10 protein-coding genes are annotated in these 10897 nt (G+C 69.6%); 9 read left to right on the top strand and 1 reads right to left on the bottom strand.

From position 1 onward, the window contains the following. The first annotated feature begins 42 nt into the window (after positions 1–42). Positions 43–885: a crotonase/enoyl-CoA hydratase family protein gene (locus A9X05_RS23185; protein WP_082971048.1), complete on the top strand. Its 843-nt coding sequence runs from the start codon at positions 43–45 to the stop codon at positions 883–885. 225 nt (positions 886–1110) lie between these two features. Then, entirely contained in the window at positions 1111–1755 is a 645-nt protein-coding gene (locus A9X05_RS23190) for an MspA family porin (protein WP_067750468.1), read from the top strand. 10 nt (positions 1756–1765) lie between these two features. On the opposite strand, the gene A9X05_RS23195 is transcribed toward A9X05_RS23190, so the two are convergent. Beyond that, on the bottom strand, positions 1766–3199 hold the full coding sequence (locus A9X05_RS23195; RefSeq protein ID WP_082950277.1) for an HNH endonuclease signature motif containing protein: 1434 nt from the start codon (positions 3197–3199) through the stop codon (positions 1766–1768). 388 nt (positions 3200–3587) lie between these two features. Here A9X05_RS23195 and A9X05_RS23200 point away from each other — a divergent pair, with 388 nt between their 5' ends. The 7 genes from A9X05_RS23200 to A9X05_RS23230 all read left to right on the top strand — a co-directional run. Further along, the gene (locus A9X05_RS23200; protein WP_067750440.1) at positions 3588–4067 is read left to right on the top strand and encodes a hypothetical protein; all 480 of its coding nucleotides are present in this window, start codon (positions 3588–3590) and stop codon (positions 4065–4067) included. A gap of 5 nt (positions 4068–4072) precedes the next feature. Further along, positions 4073–4819, top strand: coding sequence for a gluconate 2-dehydrogenase subunit 3 family protein (locus tag A9X05_RS23205; protein ID WP_067784268.1), 747 nt, complete (start codon positions 4073–4075; stop codon positions 4817–4819). Next, on the top strand, positions 4819–6522 hold the full coding sequence (locus tag A9X05_RS23210; RefSeq protein ID WP_067784270.1) for a GMC family oxidoreductase: 1704 nt from the start codon (positions 4819–4821) through the stop codon (positions 6520–6522). Before A9X05_RS23205 ends, A9X05_RS23210 begins: the two co-directional genes overlap by 1 nt. Beyond that, positions 6515–8308, top strand: a complete 1794-nt coding sequence (locus A9X05_RS23215) for a glycoside hydrolase family 15 protein (RefSeq protein ID WP_067784271.1) — start codon at positions 6515–6517, stop codon at positions 8306–8308. Before A9X05_RS23210 ends, A9X05_RS23215 begins: the two co-directional genes overlap by 8 nt. Positions 8309–8323: 15 nt before the next feature. Continuing rightward, positions 8324–9340 carry an SDR family oxidoreductase gene (locus tag A9X05_RS23220; protein ID WP_197499179.1) on the top strand — a complete coding sequence of 339 codons (1017 nt, stop codon included), beginning with the start codon at positions 8324–8326 and terminating at the stop codon, positions 9338–9340. Further along, positions 9337–10443 carry an enolase C-terminal domain-like protein gene (locus A9X05_RS23225; RefSeq protein WP_067750465.1) on the top strand — a complete coding sequence of 369 codons (1107 nt, stop codon included), beginning with the start codon at positions 9337–9339 and terminating at the stop codon, positions 10441–10443. The genes A9X05_RS23220 and A9X05_RS23225 overlap by 4 nt, the downstream gene beginning before the upstream one ends. Positions 10444–10518: 75 nt before the next feature. Continuing rightward, the coding region (locus A9X05_RS23230) for a PAS domain-containing protein (protein ID WP_156675550.1) at positions 10519–10897 on the top strand (379 nt) is incomplete at its 3' end.

Raw genomic sequence — 10897 nt, forward strand, 5'->3', positions numbered from 1 at the left:
TGCTTTCAGCGAGGTGAGAACCGGCCATGAGGCCCTTTAGAAATGGGGGTTCAGATCGCGATCGGCGCAGCGGTTGGTGCGGATAACGTCGAGGCCGTGGGCGCGACGACTGAACCCAAGGGCAAGGGCGGTGTTCGGGTCGAGAAGAACGGACCCGTCACCACCGTGATCATGAATCGTCCGGAGGCCCGCAACGCGGTCAACGGATCTGCTGCCGCCGCGCTCCTTGCCGCGTTCGAAGAGTTCGACAATGACGAGTCCGCGTCGGTGGCCGTGCTGTGGGGATATCAGGGGAGTTTCTGCTCTGGCGCGGATTTGAAGGGAGCCGAGACGGGTGACTTCAACCCGGTGAGTCCAACCGGTCCAGGTCCGATGGGTCCTAGCCGGATGACCCTGTCCAAACCGGTGATTGCCGCTGTCAGTGGCTATGCCGTCGCTGGCGGCCTCGAGCTGGCGGTGTGGTGCGATTTGCGAGTAGTCGAGGCGGATGCCGTCTTCGGAGTGTTCTGCCGACGCTGGGGATTGCCTCTCATCGACGGCGGCACCGTCCGACTGCCCCGACTGATCGGACACGGTCGGGCAATGGATCTGATCCTCACCGGACGTTCGGTCGACGCGACCGAGGCGCTGGCTATCGGGTTGGCGAATCGCGTCGTACCCACTGGCACAGCCCGTGAGGCAGCAGAGGAGCTGGCAGCCGAACTCTCGGCGCTGCCGCAAACATGCCTGCGCTCGGACCGCCTGTCGACGCTCTACCAATGGGGACGAAGCGAGGCCGAGGCCATGGACTTCGAGTTCGACAGTTTGGCGCGTTCGGAATCCGAATTGCAGTCAGGCGCAATGCGGTTCGTGGACGGGGCGGGCCGACACGGCTCCAGCACGTGATGGTCCGACAGTGAGAATTCATCGCCACCCTTTCCGTGGTCGCCGGAACACTGGTTACCGTAAGAGTTGCGCACCGATGTTCCATAACGGTCACGAACGCGAAACGACTTCGGCCGGTCGGCCGGCAAATTTCGGGCCCGGGATCCGGCCGCGCATACGGTATCGGTCGTGTGGCCGGTAGCCGTCAACGTCCGTCGCGCTGCGATTCTCGCGCTGTGCGTCGTCATGTCGGTGAACTCGGCGCCACCGGCGGCCGCCGATCCCGACGCCGAAAACGCCGCGGCCACCGCGGGCGCACCGGACGAAGGGCGGGTGCCGTCGTCCGATCCGGTTACCTACACGACGCCCGAAGGCTGGACCCTGACCCTTGCAGCCAGGGACGAGTCACAAACCCCCATCGCGCCGTTGACCACCGCGGTCTCGTCCCGCGAATACCTCGCCCGCGGAACGTTTTTCGGTTCGTTGGACGGGCTCGAACAGCCTCGCGGGGTGCTCGAGGTGGGTTACGAGATCGGCTGCGGGATCGATATGAGCACCTCCAACGGTGTCACCATCGCGGGCAGCGCCGGCGTCAGCCCGGGCCTCGGCATCGCGGGCCTGGGAGCCGGCACGCCAGTGGCCGTCCCGCTGATCACCACACCGCTGAACGGCGTGGTCACCGTGGGGCTCAAGCCCGGCGTCGTCATCGTCGTACCGGTGGCCAAGAAAGACTTCAAGGGCGCCAATCCCCGGGTCATCGTTACCGGGTTCCACGTCAAGATCGACGGCTGCGTCGGGCAGTCGTTCATCCGGTCCTACGCGACCCTGACCCAGGTGACCGACGAATCCGACGTCGTGCTGTCCTACGTCGGCGTCACCAAATCCGTCTGAGCTCTCCGGATCAAAACGGCGGGGGTTCGTCGTCGGGGGGTGCGGGACCCGCGGACGTCGATTGGGTGGCCAACCGCGCTTGGCGGTTGTGCCGGCGCTCGCTGGAGACGCGGTGGGCCCGGTTCTGGGCGCGGGTTCTCTTGCGACGCGGCATCATTGCGGTGCGTTCGCCGCAGCACTCGGGTGCCGGGAGGACCGGGGCGTCGCCGGTGGGGGCGCACAGGCCGGGGAACAGCAGCGCGCTGCCCGGGGTGGTGACATAGGTGTGTCCGTCGGGCAGCCGCCAGATCAGGGTGCCGTCCTCCAATTGCTCGTCGCGCCAGCCCCAAAAAGTTTTCAGCAAATGATGTTGGCGGCAAAGGCATTTGAGGTTCGATGGGTGCGTCGCACCGCCCTCGGAGTAGGGAATCGTGTGGTCGATGTCGCAGTCGACGGCCGGGCGGTCACACCCCGGCGCCCGACACGTCAGGTCCCGGCACCGCACGAAATCGGCCAGTCCCCTCGACGGGGTGTAGCGCGGCTCCGCCTCGGCCGGGGCGCCCAGGGGCACGAGCTTGGCCGAGCCGGCCAGCTCGGCGATCACCTCGGCGGGCAGGAGTCCCTCAAACCCGGGCAGGACACCCGGGGCGGCTCCGTGGCCGGCGACGGTGGCCTGCTCGGCTAGGACGTGAATCACCACAGCGCTCGGGGTGCGCTCGGTGGCTGCACACTCGGGCGTTCCGCATTGGCACCGCAACCGCTCCGCCCCGGCGGCGAGCGCCCCCAGCGCGTCGGCGCGCCGCTGTCGGTGGGTACGCGGATCGGCGCCACACACGCTGCGGGCCAGCTCATCGAGCCGCCGGTCCAGCGCATGTCCGTCGGCGCCCAAGACGCTGCCGGTCAGCCAGCCCATGCCCGACTCGTTGGCTTGCACGTCCACGAACCGATCGTTGATCGCCTCCCTGGCCCGGCGCACCGCATCGGCATCCACCAGCGCCACCACCCGATCCACCGCCGCGCTCAACCCGCCCCGGGTCAGCGAGGGGCGCCGTGACAGCAACGCCGCAAGTCGGGCATCCACCCGCGCCAACACGTCGGCATCGGTGATCAGATCGGTGCGAAACACGATCGTCTGGAACGCGCGATAGTCGATATCACCGGCCTGGAACGCCTTGCCGACCTGCGGCAGCCGCTCGCGCATCGCCATCGCGTACCGCAGATAGCTGTGCGCCATCGCCACACTGCACCCCAGCGCCGCACCGACCTGCGCGGCGACCGCCTCCCACGCGTCGGCCGCCCAGTCCGCCTGCTCCCCCGAATCGCGGCAGCGCAGCACCAGCAGGTCCCCCACCGCTACCAAACGTTCGGCGGCGGCCCGTGCCTCCGCACGCCCCGCCTCACGCATCCGATCCAGCAACGCCGCCGATTCCGGCGTCGAACGGGATGCCAGCACGTACTCGAACATGTGTTCGATCATAGGACAGCCCTCCGACAACTAGATGGGCGGCGCGATGGGCCGTCAACCCGACACCGATCGAACTGTTTACGCCGACGGGAATCGGGTACGCAGCGGATGCGCTTCGGTCACGACGCGCCGTCGGGACCACCTCGGTTGAAACACGCAGCTGGGCGCATGCCAGATCTGGGCAGTCATCGCGAGCCTTCTTCGCGGTGGCCGCCTGAGCGTGTTTCGTTTCAGGAGTGAGGTGACGCATGAGCAAAACGGCGGCATGCTTTCTCCGCGCGCGGCTACCCGATCAGCTTGCCGCGCAATATGTCCCGGATACCCGCGTGGATCCGCGCGCGCAGCCAGTCGGCTAATTCATGAACCAACGAGCGAGGAAGGGAACCCAATGTTGTTGTCAGGCAACGGCGGTCGACGCACAGGCGAGGCCGAACACCTCGCCGAGCGGGCGTTGTACAACGTCGCGCACGGTCGCTTCGAACGCTCGCTGTCCGGGTTGACGGCGATCGCGGCCGTCGTCACGACGGCGGAAATCTATTTCGAGCACTACAAGGCCAGCTTCGGCAACAAGTGGATGTGGAGCCCGATCGTGGTGACACCGCCCGTGGTCGTCGCCGGAATCGGCGGGGTGTTCTCGCGGCGCTGGGCCAAACTCTGGCTGCCGATCACCGCGGGCGTCTACACCGCCAACGGCCTGATGGGCGAATATCTGCACGCGCGGGGGGTCGCCCGCAAGCCGGGCGGGTGGAAGAACGCGTCGTACAACGTGCCCATGGGCCCGCCGATCGCGGCCCCCGGACTGATGTGCATGGTCGGGGCGATGGGGCTGCTGGCCTCGATCCTGCGGCGCGAGCGGTTCCGGGGCTGAGCGCGATGGCCGACACCTCACGCCCGGATCACCTGCCCAACCTGCGTGCGGACCGCAAGCCCCCGCACCCGTCGTGGCTACCCAAGCAGCGCCGGGGTGTCACACCCCAAATGATCGGCCGCTACCCGGATTTCGACGTGCTGGAAACGACCGACACCTGGGACGAGGCCACCAAGAAGGTGGTGCTGGCGCGGCTGGAGCCGCCCGGGCCGCTGCGGTTTTTCACCGCCGAGGAGGAGCCGTGCCTGCGCGCGTTCTGCGACACGGTGCTGGCGCAGGACCGCGAGCCGCGCGTGCCGGTGGCCGAATCCGTCGACTCCAAGCTCGCCGACGGGCGCCTCGACGGCTACCAGTACGCCGACATGCCCGACGACCGCGACGCCTGGCGACTGGTGCTGCGGGGGCTCGACGAGACCGCGTCCAGCCGCTACGGCAAGGCGTCGTTCGCCGAAGCCGAGCCCGACACCCGCGAAGAGATCGTCGACCAATTCTCCCAGGGCGCCCTGGACGGCGGGGTCTGGGAGCGCATGAACGTCAAACGCGCCTGGTCGGTGTGCATGCGAATGGTGTTGTCCGGCTTCTACTCCCATCCGTGGGCGTGGAACGAGATCGGGTTCGGCGGACCGGCCTACCCGCGAGGGTTCATGCGCCTCGGCGGCGCCACCGGCCCGGCCGCCGCTCGCGAGCCCTTCGAGACCCCGGGCGCCACCGACGAGGACCCGGTCCGCGTGGTTCAGCGGGGTGAGGTGTGATGGGCGACCGGCTCCGTGGGCTGCTGAGGGGGGCGATCGGGCCGAAGGACAACGAATCACGGTTCCTGCTCGACGTGCACGCGCGCGACCTGCCCGGCGAAAAGACGATGCGGCGCTACCGCGACGACGACGAGGTCGACCTGGTGGTCGTAGGGGCGGGCGCCGGCGGATCGGTGCTGGCGCAACGGCTGGCGCGCGCCGGCTGGCGGGTGGTGATCATCGAGGCGGGCCCGTTCTGGCACCCGGACGAGGACTGGGTGTCCGACGAGGCGGGCTCCCATTCCCTGTACTGGACGCAGAAGCGCATCATCGGCGGCGACGACCCGATCGAGTTGGGCAAGAACAACTCCGGGCGCGGGGTGGGCGGCTCGATGGTCCACTACGCCGGCTACACCCCGCGGTTCCATCCCAGCGACTTTCACACCCACACCCTCGACGGGGTCGGGGCGGACTGGCCGATCGGCTACGAGGACATCCGCCGCCACTACGAGCGCATCGAACTCGAGTTGCCGGTGGCCGGACAGAACTGGCCGTGGGGTTACCCGCACCGTTACTCCTTCTCGCCACACCCCATTTCGGGTGCCGCCGCCAAGCTGTGGCGGGGCGCGATGCAGCTGGGCATCGAGATGCGGGTCGGGCCCGTCGGCATCGTCAACGGCACCTTCGGCAACCGCCCCCACTGCATCTACCGCGGCTACTGCCTGCAGGGCTGCAAGGTCAACGCCAAGGCCAGCCCGTACGTCACGCACCTGCCCGACGCGCTGGCCCACGCGGTGGAGATCCGCGCCAACTGCATGGCCGCGCGCGTCGAGCTCGACGAGACCGGCGCCGCCCGCGGGGTCGTCTACTACGACGAGGCCGGCGGCACCGAACGGCTGCAGCGGGCCAAGGCCGTCGCGATCGCCGGGTATTCCATTGAAACGCCACGCCTGCTGCTGAACTCGGCGAGCGAACGCTTCCCGAATGGATTGGGCAACAACGACGACCAGGTCGGCCGCTATGTGATGGTGCAGGGCGCCACGCAGTCGGCGGGCCGGTGGCCCGAAGAAATCCGGATGTACAAGGCCCCGCCCCCCGAGGTGTCCTCGGAGCAGTTCTACGAGACCGACGCGTCGCGCGGGTTCGCCCGCGGCTTCTCCATCCAGACCGTCTCGCCGCTGCCCATCGGATGGGCCGAACACGTGCTGGCCGACGGGCATTGGGGCCGCGCGTTGCGGGAGTACATGCGCGACTACAACCACTGGGCGACCATCGGCGTGCTCAACGAGTTGTTGCCGTTGCCGGAAAACCGGGTCACCCTCGTCGAAGAGACGGACCGCTACGGCCTCCCGGTGGCACGGTTCGATTACACGTTGTGCGACAACGACAAGGCCAATATGGCCTACTCCACCGAGGTGATCGGCGACATCCTGCAGGCCGCAGGCGCCCAGGACGTGCTCACCATCCAGCGCTTCGCCCACCTGATCGGCGGCGCCCGGATGGGCACCCGCCCGGACAACTCGGTGGTGGACTCCGATCACCGGGTGTGGGGCGTGCCGAACCTGTTCCTGGCGGACGGCTCGGTGTGTCCGACGCAGGGCTCGGCGAACCCGGCGCTGACGATCATGGCGCTGGCCTCACGGCTCGCCGAACGGATGGCGACCCGGAAGATCGGCACCGACGTCGTGGCGAGGCGACCGGCGGAGGCGGGGATCCGTGGCTGACCACACGATCGACGTCGAGGCGACCTACTCCCCCCGGGTGTTGCGCGAATACGCGCTGCTGGCCGACGGCGAGCGGGGCGCCCTGATCGGGCCGCAGGGCGACGTGGCGTGGATGTGCGCGCCGCGATGGCACTCGGACGCGGTGTTCTCCAACCTCATCGGGGGCGGCGGGATGTACGCGATCACCCCGACCGACGTGCGGCACGTGTGGGGCGGCTATTACGAGCCGGGCAGCCTGATCTGGCGCAACCGCTGGATCACCCGCGATGGCATCGTGGAATGCCGCGAGGCCCTTGCCTTTCCGGGCGACCCCGAGCGGGTGGTGCTGCTGCGCCGCCTGATCGGCTGCCGCGGCACCGCGTGCGTGCGGGTGGTGCTGCAGCCGAGCGCCGCGTTCGGCCGCCACGGCCGCGGCGAGGCGAGCGTCGACGACGGGATCTGGAGCGGAAAGTCGGGACCGCTGCGATGGCGCTGGGCCGGCGGCTGCGACGTCCGCTCCGTGCGGGGGACGCGCGGCCGCGGGGAGCTCCTCACCTGCGAGATCACCGTCGACGAGGGCGGTCGGCACGACTTCGTGCTGGAGCTCTCCGAACGCGCGCTCCCCGACCGGCCGCCCGACCCCGACATCACCTGGGACGCAACCGAAGCCGCGTGGCACCGCAGCATGCCCGAGCTGAACTGCACCATCGCCCCGCGCGATGGGCGGCACTCCTACGCCGTGCTGCGGGGGTTGACCAGCAGCGGCGGTGGGATGGTCGCCGCCGCGACGATGAGCCTGCCCGAACGCGCGCACACCAACCGCAACTACGACTACCGCTACGCGTGGATCCGCGACCAGGTCTACGCCGGTATCGCCGCGGCGACGGTCGGCGCGAACGAATTGCTGGACCGCGCGGTCGAATTCGTAGGCGCCCGCCTACTCGAACACGGGCCCGACCTCAGGCCGGCCTACACCGTGACCGGCGACAGCGTGCCCGGCGAGGAAGACCTCGACCTGCCCGGCTATCCCGGGGGCACCGACAAGGTGGGCAATTGGGTCAACCAGCAATTCCAGCTCGACGTTTTCGGGGAGGCGCTGCAGCTGCTGGCCCGGGCGGGCAATGCCGGCCGGCTCGACGCCGAGGGGTGGCGCGCCGCGCAGACCGCCATCGGGGCGATCGAAAAGCGCTGGCGCGAACCGGATGCGGGCATTTGGGAGATCGACGACGAGCACTGGACGCAGTCCCGCCTGGCATGCGTGGCCGGGCTGCGCGCCATCGCCAAGGTGGCCGGCGGCGGCCCCGAGGTGGCCGCCTGCACGTCGCTGGCCGACGCGATCCTGGCCGACACCGCCGCCGGCAGCCTGCACCCGCAGGGCGGCTACTGGCAGCGCAGTCCGCGATTGCGCGGCACCGACGCGTCGCTGCTGTTGGCGCCCGTGCGCGGGGCCGTGCCCGCCGACGACCCGCGCACCAGGGCCACGCTGGACGCCGTCCGCGAGCAGCTCAGCGACGACGGGTTCGTCTACCGCTTCCGGCACGACGAGCGGGACCTCGGCGACGCCGAGGGCGCGTTCCTGCTCTGCGGGTTCATGATGGCGCTCGCCGAACACCAACTGGGACATGACCATTGCGCGATGCGCTGGTTCGAGCGCAACCGCGCCGCCTGCGGACCCCCGGGATTGTTCTGCGAGGAATACGACGTCCGGCAGCGCCAGCTGCGCGGCAACCTTCCCCAGGCCTTCGCGCACGCGCTGATGCTGGAGTGCACGTCCACCCTGGCCGACGACGCCGTCCATCACGGCTGAAAGGAGATTTCGGCGATGACACCGACCCCGAAGACAATCGTGATCACCGGAGCCAGCGCCGGCATCGGGCGGGCCGCCGCCCAATTGTTCGGGCGGCGCGGGGCGAACGTGGCCCTGCTCGCCCGCGGCACCGCCGGGCTGGACGGCGCCGCGCGCGACGTAGAAGCCGGTGGCGGCAAGGCGCTGGCCATCCCGACCGACGTCGCCGACCACGACGCGGTCGTCGCCGCCGCCGACGAGACCGAGGCCGCATTCGGGCCCATCGACGTCTGGGTCAATGTCGCCTTCACCTCCGTGTTCGCGCCGTTCAGCGAGATCACCGCGGAGGAGTTCAGACGCGTGACCGAGGTGTCGTACCTCGGCTACGTGCACGGCACCATGGCGGCGCTGAACAAGATGCGGCCGCGGGACCGCGGCACCATCGTCCAGGTCGGCTCCGCGCTCAGCCAACGGTCCATCCCGCTGCAGTCCGCCTATTGCGGCGCCAAGCATGCCATCAACGGGTTCACCGAATCGGTGCGCTGCGAGCTGCTGCACGAGCACTCGAAGGTGCGGGTGACCGTCGTGCAGATGCCCGCGGTCAACACCCCCCAGTTCTCCTGGGTGCTGTCCCGGCTGCCGCGCCATCCCCAGCCGGTGCCCCCGATCTATCAGCCCGAGGTCGCCGCCCGCGGTGTCCTCTACGCCGCGGATCACCCTGGGCGCAAACAATATTGGGTCGGGGATTCCACGATGGTGACACTGCTCGCGCAGAAATTCGTCGCACCGCTGCTGGACCGCTACCTGGGCCGCACCGGGTACGACTCGCAGCAGACCGACGAGCGCGTCGGCGCGGGGCGGCCGCACAACCTGTGGCACCCGCTCGACCAGGAGCCGGGCAGCGACCACGGCGCCCACGGCGGGTTCGACGACAAGTCCCACACGTTGAGCCCGCAACTGTGGGCGTCGCAGCATCCCGTCGCCAGCGGCACCGGCGCGCTTGGGGCGGCGGGGCTCGGCGCGTGGCTCGCGGCCCGCCGGTGGACCCGATGACGCTCGACGCGCCCGTCGACGACGTCACCGCGCAGGTCTACGAAATCCCCACCGACGCACCGGAAGCCGACGGTACCCTGCCCTGGTCGTCGACCACGCTGGTGCTGGCCGCGGTCACGGCCGGCGGGCGGCGCGGGATCGGCTACACGTACGCCGACGGCGCCTGCGCGGCGTTGATCACCGGGGCGCTCGCGGGCACGCTCACCGGACACAGCGCGCTGGACATCACCGGCGGCTGGCAGGCGATGGTCAGGGCGATGCGCAACAACGGACGGCCCGGGTTGGTGTCGTGCGCCATCTCGGCGATCGACACCGCCCTGTGGGACCTCAAGGGCAAGCTGCTCGAGCTACCGGTCTGCCGGCTGCTCGGCATGGCGCACGACGCGGTGCCGATCTACGGCAGCGGCGGCTTCACCACCTACGACGAGCGGCAGACCCGCGCCCAGCTGGAACGCTGGGTGGACGAGTGGAAGATTCCGCGGGTCAAGATCAAGATCGGCGAGTCCTGGGGCTCCGACGAGCGCCGCGACCTCGATCGGATCGCCCTGTCGCGCAGCGTGATCGGGCCCGAGGTGGAACTCTATGTCGACGCCAACGGCGCCTACCGCCGCAAGCAGGCGATCCGGGTCGCCCACGCGATGGCCGACCAGGACGTCACCTGGTTCGAAGAACCCGTCTCCTCCGACGACCTCGCCGGGCTGCACGAGGTGCGCGACCAGGTGACCCCGGACGTCACCGCCGGCGAGTACGGCTACGACCTGGTCTACTTCCACCGCATGCTGGCCGCCGGGGCGGTCGACTGCCTGCAGATCGACGTCACCCGCTGCGGCGGCATCACCGACTGGCTGCGGGCCGCGGCCGTCGCCGCCGCCCACAACGTCGACGTGTCCGGGCACTGCGCCCCCAACCTGCACGCCCACGTGGCGGCCGCCGTACCGAACCTGCGGCACCTGGAGTACTTCCACGATCACCACCGCATCGAGCACATGTTCTTCGACGGCGCCCTGCCCCCCGACGGCGGCGCCCTGCGGCCGGACCAACACCGGCCCGGGCTGGGGCTGGACTTCAAGCACGCCGACGCCGAGCCGTACCGAAAAGCCTGATCCGTGCATGGACCCGCGCAAAAGTGGGCATTGATATGCCAGGGACATAGTTACGGATCTGAAGGGCAACGCGCGATGACCGTGAACTTCGAGGACGAGGCCGTTCACCGGCGCGACGGGGAGCCCACCCGGGAGGCGGCCGCGTCGGAGGCGCTGATGTCCGGCGTGGTGGCAGAGGACGACCTGAGCGCGGTCGACTTGGTGCTGGGGCTGGGCGAACCGCAGCGCGTCGGTCGCTTCCGGTTCTTCCTGGACGGCCAGCGCTGGGAGTGGTCGGACGCGGTCGCGCGGATGCACGGGTACCGGCCCGGGCAGGTCGAGCCCACCACGGACCTGCTGCTCAAGCACAAGCATCCCGAGGACCGCGAACGCGCCTCGGCCGTCCTGGACCGCGTGATGCGGGGCAAGCCGTTCAGCAGTCGGCACCGCATCGTCGACACCGGGGGCCGCACCC

It is taken from the genome of Mycobacterium sp. E3298 (genome assembly GCF_001666895.1).
Classification (GTDB): Bacteria; Actinomycetota; Actinomycetes; order Mycobacteriales; family Mycobacteriaceae; genus Mycobacterium.